General features: G+C 69.1%; 14 protein-coding genes. 3 read left to right on the top strand and 11 right to left on the bottom strand.

The window, feature by feature from the left end; genetic code table 11:
• Positions 1-90: 90 nt before the first annotated feature.
• A complete protein-coding gene (locus KEG57_RS12490; RefSeq protein WP_272458490.1) occupies positions 91-1,263 on the top strand; it encodes a tetratricopeptide repeat protein in 1,173 nt (390 codons plus the stop codon).
• Entirely contained in the window at positions 1,260-3,392 is a 2,133-nt protein-coding gene (locus KEG57_RS12485) for a tetratricopeptide repeat protein (protein ID WP_272419888.1), read from the top strand. Before KEG57_RS12490 ends, KEG57_RS12485 begins: the two co-directional genes overlap by 4 nt.
• Before the next feature lie 7 nt (positions 3,393-3,399).
• On the opposite strand, the gene KEG57_RS12480 is transcribed toward KEG57_RS12485, so the two are convergent.
• From KEG57_RS12480 to KEG57_RS12460, 5 genes are all read right to left on the bottom strand, one after another.
• Positions 3,400-4,650 carry a tetratricopeptide repeat protein gene (locus tag KEG57_RS12480; protein ID WP_272419889.1) on the bottom strand — a complete coding sequence of 417 codons (1,251 nt, stop codon included), beginning with the start codon at positions 4,648-4,650 and terminating at the stop codon, positions 3,400-3,402.
• Positions 4,651-4,659: 9 nt separating this feature from the next.
• A complete protein-coding gene (gene glmM / locus KEG57_RS12475; RefSeq protein WP_308215621.1) occupies positions 4,660-6,087 on the bottom strand; it encodes a phosphoglucosamine mutase in 1,428 nt (475 codons plus the stop codon).
• Positions 6,088-6,229: 142 nt separating this feature from the next.
• Entirely contained in the window at positions 6,230-6,709 is a 480-nt protein-coding gene (locus tag KEG57_RS12470) for a hypothetical protein (protein WP_272419890.1), read from the bottom strand.
• Positions 6,706-7,626, bottom strand: coding sequence for a hypothetical protein (locus KEG57_RS12465; RefSeq protein ID WP_272419891.1), 921 nt, complete (start codon positions 7,624-7,626; stop codon positions 6,706-6,708). Before KEG57_RS12465 ends, KEG57_RS12470 begins: the two co-directional genes overlap by 4 nt.
• A gap of 60 nt (positions 7,627-7,686) precedes the next feature.
• Positions 7,687-8,415: a glycosyltransferase family 2 protein gene (locus KEG57_RS12460; protein ID WP_272419892.1), complete on the bottom strand. Its 729-nt coding sequence runs from the start codon at positions 8,413-8,415 to the stop codon at positions 7,687-7,689.
• Between the two features lie 132 nt (positions 8,416-8,547).
• Between KEG57_RS12460 and KEG57_RS12455 the strand changes: the two genes are divergently transcribed.
• Positions 8,548-10,641, top strand: a complete 2,094-nt coding sequence (locus tag KEG57_RS12455; RefSeq protein WP_272419893.1) for an MXAN_6577-like cysteine-rich protein — start codon at positions 8,548-8,550, stop codon at positions 10,639-10,641.
• A 64-nt stretch (positions 10,642-10,705) separates the two neighbouring features.
• Here KEG57_RS12455 and KEG57_RS12450 read toward each other — a convergent pair whose 3' ends face one another.
• The 6 genes from KEG57_RS12450 to KEG57_RS12425 all read right to left on the bottom strand — a co-directional run bounded on the left by KEG57_RS12450 (position 10,706) and on the right by KEG57_RS12425 (position 16,365).
• Positions 10,706-11,209 (bottom strand): Hcp family type VI secretion system effector, encoded by a 504-nt coding sequence (locus tag KEG57_RS12450; RefSeq protein WP_272419894.1) that lies wholly within the window; start codon positions 11,207-11,209, stop codon positions 10,706-10,708.
• Between the two features lie 349 nt (positions 11,210-11,558).
• Positions 11,559-12,398 (bottom strand): AAA family ATPase, encoded by an 840-nt coding sequence (locus KEG57_RS12445; protein ID WP_272419895.1) that lies wholly within the window; start codon positions 12,396-12,398, stop codon positions 11,559-11,561.
• 69 nt (positions 12,399-12,467) lie between these two features.
• The gene (locus tag KEG57_RS12440; RefSeq protein WP_272419896.1) at positions 12,468-12,842 is read right to left on the bottom strand and encodes a response regulator; all 375 of its coding nucleotides are present in this window, start codon (positions 12,840-12,842) and stop codon (positions 12,468-12,470) included.
• 58 nt (positions 12,843-12,900) lie between these two features.
• Positions 12,901-14,298 carry a sigma-54-dependent transcriptional regulator gene (locus KEG57_RS12435; protein WP_272419897.1) on the bottom strand — a complete coding sequence of 466 codons (1,398 nt, stop codon included), beginning with the start codon at positions 14,296-14,298 and terminating at the stop codon, positions 12,901-12,903.
• Positions 14,299-14,305: 7 nt separating this feature from the next.
• Complete coding sequence (locus tag KEG57_RS12430; protein ID WP_272419898.1) at positions 14,306-15,964, bottom strand: protoglobin domain-containing protein; 1,659 nt, start codon at positions 15,962-15,964, stop codon at positions 14,306-14,308.
• Between the two features lie 2 nt (positions 15,965-15,966).
• Positions 15,967-16,365 (bottom strand): hypothetical protein, encoded by a 399-nt coding sequence (locus KEG57_RS12425; RefSeq protein WP_272419899.1) that lies wholly within the window; start codon positions 16,363-16,365, stop codon positions 15,967-15,969.
• Between the last annotated feature and the right edge of the window lie 45 nt (positions 16,366-16,410).

Below are 16,410 nucleotides of genomic sequence, written 5' to 3'. Positions count from 1 at the left end.
AGAAAACCCTGACCATGCGTGGGCTGTCAAGCTGCGTGGCAGACGCGACGCTTCCGCGAGGGCGAGCCGGCGGAGTACAACGGCATGCCGATGGATCGCCGAACCGCCGCTCGCGCCGCGGCTTGCCAAGCCGTCATGCGGCCCCTCTTGCTGGTCGTGGCGCTCGCCGTGGGGTGCGACGCGCTCCCCGACCTCGCCGTGACGCACCTCGGCCGGGGCGATCGCGCGCTCGCGGAGGGTCGGTACGGGGAGGCCCTCGCCGCGTACGCCCACGCCCACGAGCTCGCGCCGCACGATCCGCGCGTGCAACGGGCGCAGATGCGGGCGCGGGTCTCCCTCATGGCCGAGAGCCCCGCTCGGGTCGCCGCGGATGCGCTGGAAGACGTGGCGTACGAGGCGGAGTTTTTGCGCGGGACGGAGAAGGGCCTCGAAGCGGTGTGCCTGACCGCGCTCGGGAACGTGCTCGCGCGGCGCGGGGACCGGGATGGCGCGCGGCTGAAGCTCGCCGAGGCCGTGAAGGCCGATTCGAATGCGTACGTGGCGCACGCGGCGCTCGGGGCGCTGCTCGCCGGGAGGCCCGAGGCCGCCGCGGAGGCGAAGGCTGCGCTGGAGCGGGCGCTCGCGCTCCGGCCCGACGCGCCGGGGCCGCTCGCGGGGCTCGGGAAGATCAAGCTCGCCGAAGGGGATGTGCCCGGCGCGATCGAGCGGTTCGTCGCGGCTTTGAAGGCGGGGGACGACTTCGGGACGCGGCTTGCGCTGGGGAATGCGCGTCTGCAGCAGGGCAAACACGTCGAGGCCGCGGCGGATCTTTCGCGTGCGGTGCAGATGGATCCACGGAGCCCGGAGGCGCTGGGTTTGCTCGGGCAAGCGCTGCTCGGCGCGGGGAAGCTCGACGAGGCGGAGCAGGCGCTGCGGGCGTCTTTGGAGCTCCGGCCGGAGGCGGGGACGTCGATCGCGCTCGGGTTTACGCTTTCGCGGCAGAAAAAGTCGCTCGAAGCGCTCGACGTGCTCGAAGGGGTGCTCGCGGCCGATCCGTTCGCGCCGCCGGCGCTGTTCGGCGTGGGCATGGCGAACCAGGATCTCGGGCGCACCCCGCAGGCGCTCGCCGCGTTTCGACGGCTGCTCGCGCTTCCGCTCGAAGGTCCGCAGAAGCAGCTCGTCGCCGACCTCCAGCGAGATGCGAAGGGTCGCGTCGAGGCGCTCTTGGCGGCGCAGGAGAAGGCCGCATCCGCCGAGGAGAAACCTTCGAAGGCGAAACGATGACCGCGCTGTCGCGGGGCGCGACGCTCGTGAAGTTCGTCCGGACATACGCGGTCCTCTTCGGGATCGTGGGGCTCGGTGCGGCGCTCCGGATCGGGTGGAACGACGTCGCATCGTATGCGCCCGCGGACGAGGCGTACTACGTGTCGGCGGCGCAGTTCCTCGAGCGCGAGGGTTTGTCCGCGTACCCGCGGCTCGTGGCGGCGCACCTCGAACGCGCGGATCTCGCGGCGTCTCCCACGCCACTGCGGTGGGGCTACTTCGTGCTAACCACGCTCGCGTGCGCCGTGGACGCGCCGTGCGACGGCCGCACGCTCGCGTGGCTCTCGACGATCGCGGGCATCGTGTCGATCGTCTTCACGTACCTGCTCGGCGCGCGTCTCGTGGGACCGCGGGCCGGGCTCGTCGCGGCTGCGCTCACGGTGACGTCGCCGCTCCAGCTCGCGCTTTCCCGGCGCGCGCTCCAGGACGAGGTGTACTGCGCGGTCTTTCTGGCCGCGTCGTGGGCCCTCGTTCGGCTCGCTCAGGACAAACGCGAATCGCTGCGCGCGCGATGGCGACCGATGGCCTTGTTTGCCGGCCTCGCGACGCTCGCGTTTGCCGTGAAGGAAGCGTTCGTCTTTCCGTATGCAGCTCTCGCGGCGGCGACCGTCCTCGCCCTCCGCTCGCGCCTGCGCCCCGCGGACGTACTGCTCTTCCTGGTCCCGCCGGCCCTCTTCTTCGTGGGCTTCCTGCTCCTCGGCCGCGACGCTTCGGCCTTCTTCGAGCTCGTCCGCCTCGCGCGCGCCTCGTTCCTCGACGACTACGGCATCCAGTACCAGAGCGGCCCGCCGCACCGGCCCCTCTTCGATCTCTTCGTGCTCGCGCCGATCGTTTGCATCCTCGGGATCGTCGCGCTCGCGCGTCTGGCCGAGCGTCCGCGCGAAAACCGCGGCGCGCTCTGGCTCGCGTGCTTCCTGCTCGTCTCCCTCGCCGCGTTCGTGGGCCTGCCCAAGAACCTGCGGTTTCTCGTGGTGCTCGACCCGATCCTCCGCCTGCTCGCCGCGTGGGCGATCGTCTCGTTCCCCTGGGCCGGGCGCGCGCGCGGGGCCGGGTTCGCCGCGGCCTTGCTGCTCCCGTCGGCCGTGTTCGAGCTCGCCCTGTTCCACGAGACGTTCATCACCTTTCGCACCTATGATCCCACCACGTACGACGTCCTCCGCGCGCTCGGCGCCCTGCCCGGTCCCGCCGCGCGCGCGGGCTCGAGCGCTTTCCCGTTCGTCTTTTTCGCGGCGCTCGGTGTCCTGCTCGTGGGGCTCGTCATCCGGAGGAAAGTCGCCGTGTCGGAAACCCCAACCAACGAAGAAACCACGGACGAAGAGGCCGCCGAGAAGACCGCCGAAAAGCCTGCCGCGCGCGCGCTGAAACCGGCCGGCGGCTCGGGCGTCGTGGCCTTCTGGCTCGGCGCCATCGTGGTCGCCTTCCTTTCGATCGTCATCGCCTGGAAGGCTTCGAGCCCGATTCCGGCCGGAAAACCGGGCGGTGTGGGCCTTCCGGGCGCGGCGCTGAACCCGCGCGCCGCGCCCCCGCGGAGCCCCAACGCGCCGGCGGATCCGATGACGCTCGGGCTCGATGCGCTCTACACGCGAAGCGATCCCGTCCTCGCGGCGGCGCGGTTCCGCGAGGTGCTCGCGGAAAATCCCGATCATTACGGGGCGACGTACCAGCTCGCAACGGCGCTCGAACAGGCCGGCGATCCGCGCGGGGCACGGCCGCTCTGGGAGAAGATGGCGACGATGGCCGACGGGATCGGCGACACGCAGACGGCCGAGCACGCCCGCGCGCGGATGGCCGCGATCGACGAGCGGCAGAACGGTTTGGCGCTCGCCGATCCGACGGCCTCGATGCAGCTCGGACTCGACGCGCTCTACAACAGGAAAAACCCCGAAGCCGCGGCAGCGCATTTCCGCGCCGTGCTCGCGCACCATCCAGATCACTACGGCGCGACATTTCAGCTCGCGACGGCGCTCGATCAGGCCGGCAGGCCCGCCGAGGCGCGGCCGCTCTGGACGAAGATGCTCGGCATGGCCGAGGGCATCGGTGACACGAAGACGGCCGAGGCCGTGCGCGCGCGCCTGGCCAAGAATCCTTGAGCTCCCACTATTGGAGGCCCAACGACCGGGCGAGCTCGGCGCTGCGCGGGTCGTTCGGGTGCGCCTCGCGGAGCTTCTGCGCGTGGTGCTTCGCCTCGTCGACGACGCCGCGGCGGAACGTGAGGAGCGCGAGGTTGTAGCGCGCGTCCGCGAACGAGGGGTCTGCTCGCAGAGCCGCGAGGTAGGCCGAGCGTGCGGCGTTGTAGTCGCCGCGGCGATCGGCCACGAGCCCGAGGTCGTACTGCGCCTCGGCGTCGCCCGGATCGGCCACGACGAGCGGGCCGAGCACACGGGCAGCCTCGTCCAGATCGCCCTTCACGAGCGCGGAGGAGCCGACGAAGAGCGCGGCGCTCCGGCCGGCCCCGAGCTCGACGGCCCGCTTGGCCTCACGCATGGCCTCCGTGTCCTTGCCCTGGCCCGCGAGCGCGAGGGCGAGCGCGTACCTGAGTCGCGCCTCGGAACCGCCCAGGGCGAGCGCGCGACGGGCCTCCTCCTCGGCCCGCATCGCCTGACCGCTCAAGCCGAGCGCCTCGGCGTGGAGCGCGCGCAGAGCGCCATCCCCGGGGCACGTTTCGTGCGCGGCGCGCGCGAGCTCGAGGGCCTGCACGAAGTCGCGCGCGCGGATGGCGATCTCGGCGCGTTCGCCCTGGCAGCGGCAGCTCCCGGGATGCAGCCGCAAGCACTCGTCCGCGAGGGCGCGCGCGGCGAGAAAATCCCGTGATCCGAGTGGCTTTCGCGTGAGCTCACCGATCGCGCGAGGGTGCTCGCCGTCGCGGCGCAGAGCTTCCCACCACATCTGCGTGGGGGAGGCGAGCCACGACGACGCGGACGCGAAGACGAGCGCAGACGCCGTGAGCACGGCGAGCGCCGCGAAGCGCCGCGCATGGCGGGCGCGAGGGAACATCTTTGCCGCGAGCGTCGACGCCGCGAGCGTGATCGAGGCCCAGGCCGGGACCGCGACGAACACGACGCCCTGGCCGAGCGGTGCGCGGCCCTCGCGGAAGTAGAGCGCGGCGCCGAGCGCGGCCGCGACCGCGACCCACGCGAGCGACGCGCTCCACGCGAACCCACGCTCTCGTGCGCCCCACGCGCGAAGTCGTACGGCGCCGTAGAGAACGGCTCCGAGCAGAAGCACGGCCAGGATGGCCGCGACGATCGGGTTTCCGGGAGGGGAGGGCTCGGGCGACAAGAGCGGCGGCGCGAGCGCGAGCAAGAAGAGGCGCGCGGCGCGCGTCATCACGTCGAGCAGGAGGAGCACGCGCGGAATTTACCCCGCCGCGCCGCTCGACACGTCACTCTTCGCGGCCTCGACGATCTCCTGCGCGTACCTGGCGATCAGCGCCTCGTCCTCGCCCTCGACCATCACGCGGAGTTTCGGCTCCGTGCCGCTCCAGCGCACGAGCACGCGGCCCTTGCCGCCGAGCGTCTTCTCCACGCGGTCGACGACGAGCCGCATCGTTTGCATCGACTCGAGCGGCATGCGCCGCACGAACGTGGCGTTTTCCAGCACCTGCGGCACGCGCTGCATCGCCTGCGAGGCGAGCTCCGAGAGGGGCTTGCCCGACTCGAGCATGATCGCGAGGACCTGCAGCGCGGCCACGATGCCGTCGCCCGTGGTCGCGTGGTCGAGGAAGATCAGGTGCCCCGACTGCTCGCCGCCAAAGCTGTAGCCGCCGGCGCGCATGGCCTCGACGACGTACCGGTCGCCGACGGCGGTGCGCTCGACGCGGCCGCCCTCGCTCGCGAGCGCGCGCTCGAGGCCGAGGTTCGACATGACCGTGCTGACGACGGTGCCGCCCGGCAGCTTGCCCTGGCGGAGCAGGCGCAGCGCGACGAGCGCCATGATCGCGTCGCCGTCGACGATCTGGCCCTTCTCGTCGACCATGATCACGCGGTCGGCGTCGCCGTCGAGCGCGATGCCGAGCGCCGCGCCCTTGCGCACGACCTCGGAAGCCACGTGGTCGGGGTGCAAGGCACCGCAGTCGCGGTTGATGTTGCGGCCGTTCGGCTTCACGCCGAGCGGGACGACGTCCGCGCCGAGCTCGCTGAAGACGAGCGGCGCGACCTTGTACGCGGCGCCGTGCGCGGCGTCGCAGACGAGCTTGACGCCGTCGAGCGAGAGCTGCGCGGGGAAGGTGTTCTTGCAGAACACGACGTACCTGCCGCGCGCGTCTTCGAGCCGCATGGCGTCGCCGATCGCGGCGCCGGTCACGCGGAGCGCGTCGAGCTCGCCGCCCTCCATGAGCCGCTCGATCGCGGCCTCCTCGGCATCGGGCAGCTTGAAGCCGTCGGGGCCGAAGATCTTGATGCCGTTGTCGCCGTACGGGTTGTGGCTGGCGCTGATCACGACGCCGGCGTCGGCGCGCATGCTGCGGGTGAGCTGCGCGACGGCCGGGGTGGGGATCGGGCCGCTCAGCATGACGTGACCGCCCATCGCGCAGATGCCCGAGGCGAGCGCGGTCTCGAACATGTAGCCGCTGAGGCGCGTGTCCTTGCCGATGACGACACGCACCTTGCGACCCTTGCCGCGCCGCGCGACGAACGCGATGGCGCGCCCGAGCCGCAACGCCATCTCGGGCGTCATGGGCGGTTCGTTTGCGGTCCCACGAATACCATCGGTCCCGAAGAGCTTGCGTCCGCTGCCCTTGGTCAAAGGCTCTTGCTCCTTTTTCCTGGTCGACTTCGTCCTGGCCACGCCGCCACGCTAGCCGCGGAAGGGCCCGTGCGTCAGCCCATTGTTGGGCACACGGCGCCCCTTTGGCCTCGGCGACGGGCTTCGGGGGGTTGGATGGTTGTCCGGAGGTTCCGGTTGTCCGCGTTTGGGCAGGAGAATCGGATCAAGGACCGGCGTCCGCGCCGCCGCTTCCGCCCGCGCCGCCGCTTCCGCCCGTGCCGCCGCTTCCGCCCGTGCCAGCGTCCGTGCAGCCGACACCCCGATCGTCACAGCGGCAGGGGACGCATGCCGAGCCTTGGCTCTCGACGAGCAAGCAGCCGGCGCCCTCGCCGCAGTCGGTCGTCTCGTCGCAGCCGATGCGCGTGCACATCCACTGATCTTGGCCTACGTCGGCGAGGCAGAGGGCCGCGTACGGTTGTCCGGTACACTGGCCTCCGAAGGGAGTGCAATACTCCCCCACGCCTTTGCTATTGCCCTTGTCCCCGGGCCTCACGCAGGAGTCGTCGGGGGTGGGATCGCCGCCTTGGCCGCCGCTGCCGCTGCTGCTCGAGCTCGCCGCGCTGCCTCCGTTCGTCTCCGAGGAGCAAGCGACGGCGAGTAGCACCGCGATCAGGGAGGGCGCCGCGAGGGATCGGAGGTTCAAGGAGCCGCCTCGTCGACGCGTTCGCACATGCGCCGCGATTCCCCGGGGAAATAGTAGCCGAACGCGATGCACATCTCCGTCGGGAAGAGCATCGGCGTCGAGGAGGTGTTGTCCCAGGAGCAGGTTTGTCGGAGCCGGGTGCCCGCGGGGATCACGAGCGGCTCCTCCATCGTAAAGGTCGACACGGGCGGGTGGGATGCGTACGACGGCTGCCACGCGTTGTCGATGAGGGTTTTCAGCGGGCTCCCGTTCTCGTCCAGCGTCTCGAGCTTGTAATGCGTGCCGGTCTCGTGCATGTGCCCGAGCAGCATGCTGAGCTGCGTATCCTCCGTGATCTCGCAGATGCTCGTGCTCTCCTTGCTCGCGTGCGCCGGGATCTCGAACGTATCGTCGAGGACGACGAAATCACCCGCGTAGGCCTTCACGCGCGAGGGATCCGTGGTGCGAATATCCATCCAGTCGTGGACCTCTTGATCGGCTCCCGAGGCATTGATGTAATGCGCCTGGACCATGAGCTGCTTGCCAGCGGGGATTTTGATGGCCAGCCCCTCGGCAAGGTCCACGAGGCCACCCTCTCCCATGCCCTCTCCGCCCGCGCCGACGACGAAGTGCCAATCCAGCATCTCCGTGGTCCCCGAGCACGGCACGCTCCCGACGGGCCGTTTGTTGTCGACGTAATACATGGTCAGGTGATGACCCCCGGGGCCCTGGATGCCCTCGGCCGAGATGACGCTGATCTCCCGCGTCGTGATGGTATCGGTGTAGGAGCAGAGGAACGACTCCCCCGCGGGGGCGGTGAACGTCCCCAGATCGAGCCGGAAGACATCCGGATCGGAGACCGCGCCATTTTCCGCGTCACCGCAAGCGGCGAGGACGAGCGGCGCTGCGACGAGCAGCAAGCCAATACAGCGATTCATGGTAAAGCCCTCCATCCCGGAAACAGACAAATTACCTTACCAGGACGGTAGCTCCGGAAGCTAGGCGTCTCGCGGCCTGGCTCTCATGATATTTCGATATGCGACGCGCCCCACCACGTAACCAATCGTAAAAATGTGCCACGGCCTTAGCCCGCTCGCCTCGCCGCGGTACACGGGTTTCACCGCGACTTCGTGAACGCGATGCCCATGACGTACGAGCGTGCCGAGCAGGTCGTTCGGATATCCGTACCGCGCCCACATCCCTTCGCGGAGCAAACAATCCATCGCCGCCGCGCCGATCGCGGTGTAACCACACTGGCTATCCGATAGCGACGGTAACCCCGCCGCGTGTCGCGTCATCCACGCGAGCGCCGAGGTGCCGAGGAGCCGGTGGAGGGGCATGTCTGTCCAGACCGAGGGGTGGCGCAAGCGGTCGCCTTTGACGTAATCGGCCTCGCCCCGCGCGACCGGGCCGACGACAGCAGGCAGATCGAGCGGATCCATCTGCCCGTCGCCCGCCATCACGGCCGCGACGTCGGCCCCGAGCGCCCGCGCCTCGCGATACCCGGTCAGGATGGCCGCGCCGACGCCGCGGTTTTCCGGGTGTCGCACGAGCACGAGGCGCCCGTCCCCCGCGGCGCGCGCCGCGGCCGACGTGGCGTCGTCGCTCGCGTCGTCCACGACCACGACATGGTCCACGAACGAAGGCACGGACCGCACCGTATCGGCAATTCGATCTTCTTCCCGGAAAGCCGGGATCACCACGGCGATGCGCGCACCAGAGAACACGAGGCGACGCCTTAGCGAAACAGAGCGACGATTTCAACCCGCACGCGGAAACGTGCCCCGCGCCGACAAGAGACGCTCGCCGGAAGGAAACTCTGGTAAGGAGGTCGTCCCTTCCAAACAGGGGACCCTGGTATGGCGAAAAATTCCAACAAATCCAACCTCGTATTCAAGAACGCGACGCTCGTGGCGCTGCTCGCCGCGGGATCGGCCGGCGCGTGGGCCGGGTGTGCGACCAGCAGCGGCTCGGACATGTCCCCCGGCGGCGAGGGGGGCAGCGGCGACGGCGGGCAGGGCGGCACCGCGGGGCAGGGCGGGTCGGGGCACGGTGGCGCAGGAATGGGCGGCGCAGGGCAAGGCGGCGGCTCGGCCTGCGGGCCCGGCACGACGCTCTGCGGAGACGCCTGCACGGTCCTCACGTTCGACCCGAAGAACTGCGGCGCCTGCGGAAATGCCTGCGCGGCCGGCGAGGTCTGCTCGGTGGGCCAGTGCGGGATCACCTGTCTCGGCGGGACGACCCAATGCAATGACACGTGCGTGGACCTCCAGAACGACCCGAACAACTGCGGCGCGTGCGGCACCTCGTGCCCGCAGGGCCAGGTCTGTTCGGCGGGGCAATGCGGGACGACGTGCGTGGGCGCGACGGCCTGCAATGGGTCCTGCGTGGACCTCGACACGGATCCGGCGAATTGCGGCGCGTGCGGGACAGCGTGCCCCGCGGGCCAGGTCTGCTCGATGGGGCTCTGCTCGGTGACGTGCCTCGGCGGCTCGGCCCTGTGCGGATCGAGCTGCGTGGACCTCGACACGGACCCGGCGCATTGTGGGGCGTGCGGGAATGCCTGTCCCTCGGGGCAGCTCTGCGCGGGCGGCATGTGCGTGAGCATCGGCGAATGCAATGCGCCGTTCCTCTTGTGCGGGCAGCTCTGCGTCTCGCCGACGACGGACGCGTCGAACTGCGGGACGTGCGGCAACAAGTGCGCGGCCGGCGCGTCGTGCGTGGACGGGACCTGCCAGGCCTGCGACAGCACGACGACGGACTGCGACAACGACGGCTGGCTCGCGAGCGAGGGCGATTGCTGCGACAAACCCGGCCTCTGCGGCGCCGAGCCCGAGAAGGTGAACCCGGGCGCGATCGAGGTCGTGGGCAACGGCATCGACGACAACTGCAACACGAAGACCGACCTCTTCGACCTGGAAGACACGGTCTCCTGCGACGACGCGCTGGCCTCGAACTCGTCGGCCGCGACCGATTACGCCAAGGCGCTCGGCATCTGTCGCGTGACCACGGAGAACGCCCCGAAGGCCGAGAGGACGTGGGGCCTCATCAGCGCAGAGCTCTTGCGTGCCGACGGCTCGCCGCTCGGGGATCCGCAGGCGACGTCGATCCGGCAGAGCTTCGGCGGCATCACGCCGGCCGTGCTGGAGGGCAAGAGCGCCGTCGTGCTCTCGAGCGGGATTGCCTCGGACGCGACGCAGACGAACCCCGGACCGAACGGCGGCGCGCCGGGCGGCTTCAACGTGTCGACGTCGCACATCCCGGAGAGCAACGTGCTCATCTCGGGCGGCGGGCAATACTCGGTCAAGGATTGGTTCGCCACGCCAAACCTGCCTCTCAAGCCCGCGAACGGCCTGCCCGACTCGCCGGGCTGCAACGCGAGCAACACGCCGGAGGCCGAGGACTCGGTCATGCTCGTGCTCCGGCTGCGGGCGCCCACGAATGCGCGGGCATTCTCGTTCAACTCGTACTTCTTGTCGGCCGAATACCCGGAGTTCGTCTGCACGAGCTACAACGATCAGTTCATCGCGCTCGTCGACACGCCGAGCGGCGTGCCCTCTCCGACGCCGAACCCGGTCGACAAGAACCTGATGACGTTCACGAAGGGCAACCAGAAATGGCCCATCGGCATCAACATCGCGCAGGGCACGGACCTCTTCGCCGTCTGCGACTCGCAAGCCGCGTCGCCGCTCTGCTGGGACACGAGCGTCAGCGCGACCTCGTGCTCGCTCGGCTCGACGCAGCTCATGGGCACGGGATTCGAGTCGGACGGTGATTGCCTGATCGGCGGCGGCACGTTCTGGCTGACGACCGCGGGCAACGTGATCCCCGGGCAAATCGTGGAGATCCGCATCGCGCTCTGGGACGTGGGCGACTCGTCGTACGACTCGCTCGCGATTCTGGACGGCTTCCAGTGGCTCTCGGCGGCCACGCTGCCGGGCACCGGGGGCTGAGTACAAAATGAAAACGGGCGGCCGTTTGGCCGCCCGTTTGGTTTTGCTGGGCGTCAGCCCAACATCAGACGGCGGGCGTCTCCCAGTCGTCCTCGGCCGTGATGCCGCCCTCGGTCCACGTCCAGATGATCTTCTGGTACGTGAACGCGATCTCCTCGTACTCGGCGTACTTCATGAGATCGGGGTTCCGGTTGTTCGGCATGCGGAAGTTGACCGACGCGATGTTCGCGTTGATCAGGCGCACCGTGTAGTGGTTCACCTCGGTGCCCACGCCCTGCTGCGCCTTCACCTGCGGCGTGTAGTGCTTGAGCTCCCACTCCGAGATGTTCTCGTTGTTCACGAGCGCGCTGTAGAGCAGCGGCGACGCCTTATCGAGCTCCTTCGTCACGATGAAGGGCTTGTGCATGCGCTTGCCGGTCGGCAGGCCGCTCGCCGGATCGCGCGGGCTCATGATCTCGTGCGAGACCGCGATGACCATGATGCTGTTCTCGCGACCCTTCTGGGTCACGGAGCCCTTGATCTCGCCCTGCTTCTGCCCCTTCAGACGGAGATACGCATTGAGAGCCATGGTGCTAACCTCTTCCGTTGGTCGCGCCGTCCCCTGGACTCAGTCTACGCCTCATTGCGCGCTGGCAGATGACGGTCTCCCAGCCGAACCCGGAGATTCGAAAACCCCCGCGTTCGGTCTTTCGGCTTTCCCCCGTTTCCGCGCCGGCGTCAAGCATCTTCGTGCCGGGCTTTCGAGGGGCGCCGACCAGATACCATTGCAGTCGTCGTGCCACCCCGCAGACGACAAAAAGACGCAGCCATGCCGTACGGCTACCGTGTGATTGCGTGGATTTGGGGGGAGGGTGGGGCAAAAGGCCTGGATCTTCGAGACCCCACCGTGGGGAAAAGAAGATCCAGGATGCGGCGCGTCAGGAGCGGTATTTACGTCCGCCCGAGAGCTGATCGGCGTAAGCGACGAGATCCTGCTCTTTTTTGAGCAGCGCGCCGAGGAAAGGGAGCGCCTGTTCGAGCTTCACCTCGTCGATGCCGGCTTTGCGGAGCGCGGCGATCCAGTCGATGAGCTCGCTCGTCGACGGGCGCTTGCGCAGCCGCGACATGTTGCGGATCTCGTAGAACACCGCGAGGACCTGATCGACGAGCGCCCGCGCGAGCTCCGGATGGTGCACGTTCACGATCTGCCGCATGAACTCGCGGTCGGGGAAATCGATGAAGTGAAAGACGCAACGGCGCAGGAACGCGTCCGGCAGCTCTTTTTCGTTGTTGCTCGTGATGACGACCACGGGCCGCTCCTTCGCGACGTACTCGTCGCCCGTCTCGGTCACACGGAAACGCATGCGATCGAGCTCGTGGAGCAGGTCGTTCGGGAACTCGAGGTCGGCCTTGTCGACCTCGTCGATGAGCAGCACGACCCGTTTGTCCGAAGCGAGTGCGCGGCCGAGGGGGCCGAGCTTGATGTAGCGGCGGATGTCGCGTACGTCGCCGTCGCCGAAGCGCGAGTCGTAGAGGCGCTGGACCGTGTCGTAGACGTAGAGCCCGTCCTGCGCACGGGTGGTGCTCTTGACGTGCCAGGGAATGAGCTCGGTCTCGAGCGTCTGGGCGATCGCCTCGGCGAGCAGGGTCTTGCCCGTGCCCGGTTCGCCCTTCACGAGCAAGGGGCGTTCGAGCGCGAGGGCGCAGTTCACCGCGGCCTCGAGGGATTCGTTCGTCAGGTAACCAATCGTGCCCCGGAAACGACGAAACTCCGTCATGGGCGGGAACCTAGCACGGAGAAACCCGCCGCGGGGCGCGCGGTTTGCGCCGGAGCGCAAGGCGTGCGTTCACGTGCCCGTTCGATCGAGCTCCTTCGCGAAGGTCGGATAATCGAGCGGCTTCGTGAAGATTCGTGGCTCGGGATCGAATGCCTTGGCGCGGGCCGCGACGATCTCGGGATAGCCCGTGACCATGAAAATGGGCAGCGTGGGGTTGCAGGAGCGCGCGTACTTCGCGACGGCGATGCCATCGGCGTGCGGCATTTGAAGGTCCGTGACCAGGACGTCGGGCGCGGGCGCGCGCGAGAGCCGTCCGATGGCGTGCGCGCCGTCGTGCGCCACCTCGACGTCGAAGCCGTCCTCGCGAAGCATCCGCACGAAAACTCGCGCCGAGCGGATGTCGTCGTCCACCAGGAGCACCAGCCGCCGCGGCTTCGTTTTCACGTCCACCTGCGGGGCACCTACAAACGCCGTGCCACCCCGGCCGCTTTCGCGCGGAGGATCAGCCCTTTTTCTCTTTTTCCTTCGCGGCGACGCCGTACTCGTGCAGGCGGTACTGGATGGTGCGGACGCTGATGTCGAGCATCTCGGCGGCCTTCGCCGTCGAGCCGTTCGTGGCGTCGAGCGTGGAGAGGATCGCGAAGCGCTCGATCTCGGCCATCGTGGCGCCCGGAATGCGCACGCCACCCTTGGGCAGCGGGGCCACGTCGATCGGCAGGTCATCCTCGTCGATCTGCGTGCCCTCGCAGAGCACCACGGCGCGCTCGATCGCATTCTCCAGCTCGCGCACGTTGCCCGGCCAGCGGTGGGCGAGGAGCTTGGCGCGGGCGCGGTCATGGAAGCCCTCGATGCGCTTCTTGTTCTCGAGCGCGAAGCGCTTCAGGAAATGCTCGGCGAGTAGCAGCACGTCGCCGCCGCGCAGACGGAGCGCCGGCATCTCGATGTGCACGACGTTCAGGCGGTAGTAGAGATCCTCGCGGAATCGGCCGTCGTGCACGTCCTTCGCGAGGTCGCGGTTCGTCGCGGCGACGAGGCGTACGTCGACCTCGACGGGCTCGTTGCCGCCGACGCGCTCGAACGTGCGCTCCTGCAAGACGCGGAGGAGTTTGACCTGGGTCGCCGGCGGGATCTCGCCGACCTCGTCGAGGAACAAGGTGCCGCCGTTCGCCTGCTCGAAGCGGCCCACGCGGCGTTTGTCGGCGCCCGTGAAGGCGCCTCGTTCATGGCCGAAGAGCTCGCTCTCGAGGAGGCTCTCGGCAAGGGCCGCGCAATGTAGCGTGATGAAGGGGCCGCTCGCGCGTGGGCTTTTCTTGTGGATGGCCCGCGCGAGCTCTCCCTTGCCGGTGCCGCTCTCGCCCGTGATGAGGACCGTGGCGCGGGCCGGGGCGACCTGCTTGGCGACGCGGTAGACCTTCTGCAGCGCCGGGCTCGATCCGATGAGGCCCTCGAACCCCTCGCCCTCGCGTTCGCGAAGCTGGCGGCGAAGCTCTTCGGCCTCGGCCTTGAGGTTCGTCCGCTCGATCACGCGCTCGATCGAGAGCGTGAGCGCGTCGAAATCGACAGGCTTCGTGATGAAATCGTCGGCGCCGCTGCGCATCGCCTGGACGGCGGTCGAGACCTCGCCGAACGCGGTCACCATGATCACGGGGACGCTCGGATACGTGGCGCGGAGCTTCTGCAAGAGCTCGAGGCCGTCCATGCGCGGCATCTTGAGGTCGGTCACGACCACGTCCGGCGGGCGCTCGGCGGCGATTTGCAGCGCGCTCGGACCATCGGCGGCGACGTCGACCGCGTAGCCCTCCTGTCGGAGCAGCTTTTCGAGGCCGGAGCGAGCGCTCGCCTCGTCGTCGACGACGAGCACGCGCGCCTTGGGTTTGCCCGCGATCTTCGTATTCGTCATGGGAGCCTCAAGCGAGAATCTTCCCCGCATTCGCCTCGGCATCGTGGGCGCCGAGGCGCACCGGGAGCGAGACACGGAATACCGTCCTGCCGGGGTGGCTGTCGACGTCGATCGTGCCGCCGTGGTCGGTGACGATGCGGTGGACGATGGCGAGGCCGAGGCCCGTGCCCTCGGGCTTCGTCGAGAAAAACGGGTCGAAGATCGGGGCGTCGGGGCTCGAAAGGCCAGGTCCGTCGTCCTCGACCTCGATCCACACGTCGCGCGGCCTGCGCCGGGCCCTGAGCGTGACGGTGCCGCCGCCCGTCGGCTGGAGCGCCTCGACCGCGTTCTGCAGGAGGTTCAGGAGGACCTGCTGGATCTTGGGCGTGTCGAGGTCGAGGACGAGCTCGGTCGTGGGGAGTTCGAGGGCGAGCGTCACGTTCGTCTGGATCGCGCGGGCCTCGACGAGCTTGCTCGCGCGCTCGCAGACGGCGTGCACCGACGTGGGACGCAGTTCGAGGGGTTTGGGGCGCGCGAAATCCAGAAACTCGCTGACGAGCTTGCCGAGGCGCTTGATCTCCTCGCCCACGATGTGGACGGCTTCGAGCTGATCGCCGTCGGCGCCGCTCTTGCGCAGGCCTCGTTCGAGGAAGGTGACGTGGAGCTGGGCGCCGTTCAGCGGGTTTCGGATCTCGTGCGCGAGGCCCGCGGCAAGCGTTCCCACGGCCGCGAGTTTTTCGTTTTGCCGGAGGCGCACGGCGAGCGCGTTCTCGTCGGTCGTGTCACGGCCGACGGCAAAGAGGACGATGTCGTCGTCGTCGCCCGGCGCATACGCGAATTGCCAGCGGACGTCGCGGATCTTGCCGGCGCGGGTGCGGACCGCGCTCTCGACGTCGTCGAGGGTGGCGCGGCTCTCGCGGCCTTCGAGGAGCGCGTGGAGGAGCCCCGCCTGTTCGTCGCGGAGGGCCTCGGGCAGGAGCGCCTCGTGGAAGGGCGCGCCGATGACCTCTTCGCGGCCGAGGCCGGTGACACGCTCGGCCTCGCGGTTGAAGAGGCGGATCTTGCCTTCGCGATCGAGGCCAACGACGAGCACACGGGCGAGCTCCACGGCGCTGACGTAGCGGTGCTCGGTGCGGCGCAAGGCGAGGTCGACCTCGGCGCGTTCGAGGCGCTCGCGCTGCTGCGTGCGGGCGAGGAAATGATCACGGTAGCCTTCGAGCATGAACGCGAGCTCGAGGTCGAGGGCGCGATCGAGCGCCTCGCGGCAGGCGCGGGTCTCTTCGCCCATCGTGTCGTCGACGACGCGGAGGAGCTCGACGCGGATGAGCGCCATCGCGGTGAACATGTAGCGCTGCGGGAGGCCGATCTGGACGTGGATCCGGCCGATTTCGAGGGTCTTCTTGAAGTACGCCTCGTCGTGCGGGCCGGCGCAGAGCCGATCCATCCAGCGGACCATGGAGCCCTGGAGCCGCTTGATTTGCGCCTCGCCCGTGAAGACGTCGTGTGCCTCGTCGTGCTCGCGGATGCGGTCGTAAAAGGCGGTGGCGATGCGCTCGAAATGCGGGGCGGCAAGGGGCCTCAGCGCGCGGAGCAGGCGCGCGTCCTCGTCGCTGAAGCGCACGTACCGGAGGAGCTCCTGGACCAGGCTTTCGTCGGTCTCTGCGCGGAGAGGTGCCAGTCGGACCATGATCACGGGGGCTTCGGCGCCGAACGGTCGTCCACGTTGCCCTCGATCCTGCCCTCGAGCAAGGGGAGGTCCGCACCGAACCAGGCGATCCGGCAGCCGCGGCGGCGCAAAGCCTGCGCCTCGGATGCAAGGGGTGCGTCCCCGTCCCCTGGAGGCTCGTTCCCCGCGGCCTCGCGCGTGGCCGGAGCGAGGGTGCAGACGAGGTATCGGTCGCGGATGGAGAGGCCAGTGCACGCCGCGCAGAGGGTGCATCGATCGATGTGGACCTCCGCGGCGCGGCGAGGGCATTCGACGAGCATTCCTTTGCCGGGGCCGAGGACGCGGATCGGGAGACGAGGGACCTCAGGGAGCGTGGGACGAGGCGTAGGTTTGCGGTTCGGCATGACGGTCGCCGCCGTCATGCAACCGGCGGGCCTTTGCACGCGCTCGCGCGAACGACGTTTCGT

It is taken from the genome of Polyangium jinanense, from assembly GCF_028435365.1.
The sequence above is the reverse complement of the archived record's forward strand: the minus strand, read 5'-3'. Positions and strand labels throughout refer to the sequence as shown.

Bases quoted from the DNA above. Each gene is read 5' to 3' on its own strand.
- KEG57_RS12490 (WP_272458490.1), top strand. From the start codon at position 91: ATGGATCGCCGAACCGCCGCTCGCGCCGCGGCTTGCCAAGCCGTCATG.
- KEG57_RS12485 (WP_272419888.1), top strand. From the start codon at position 1,260: ATGACCGCGCTGTCGCGGGGCGCGACGCTCGTGAAGTTCGTCCGGACA.
- KEG57_RS12465 (WP_272419891.1), bottom strand. From the start codon at position 7,626: ATGAATCGCTGTATTGGCTTGCTGCTCGTCGCAGCGCCGCTCGTCCTC.
- KEG57_RS12455 (WP_272419893.1), top strand. From the start codon at position 8,548: ATGGCGAAAAATTCCAACAAATCCAACCTCGTATTCAAGAACGCGACG.
- KEG57_RS12450 (WP_272419894.1), bottom strand. From the start codon at position 11,209: ATGGCTCTCAATGCGTATCTCCGTCTGAAGGGGCAGAAGCAGGGCGAG.
- KEG57_RS12445 (WP_272419895.1), bottom strand. From the start codon at position 12,398: ATGACGGAGTTTCGTCGTTTCCGGGGCACGATTGGTTACCTGACGAAC.
- KEG57_RS12435 (WP_272419897.1), bottom strand. From the start codon at position 14,298: ATGACGAATACGAAGATCGCGGGCAAACCCAAGGCGCGCGTGCTCGTC.
- KEG57_RS12430 (WP_272419898.1), bottom strand. From the start codon at position 15,964: ATGGTCCGACTGGCACCTCTCCGCGCAGAGACCGACGAAAGCCTGGTC.
- KEG57_RS12425 (WP_272419899.1), bottom strand. From the start codon at position 16,365: ATGACGGCGGCGACCGTCATGCCGAACCGCAAACCTACGCCTCGTCCC.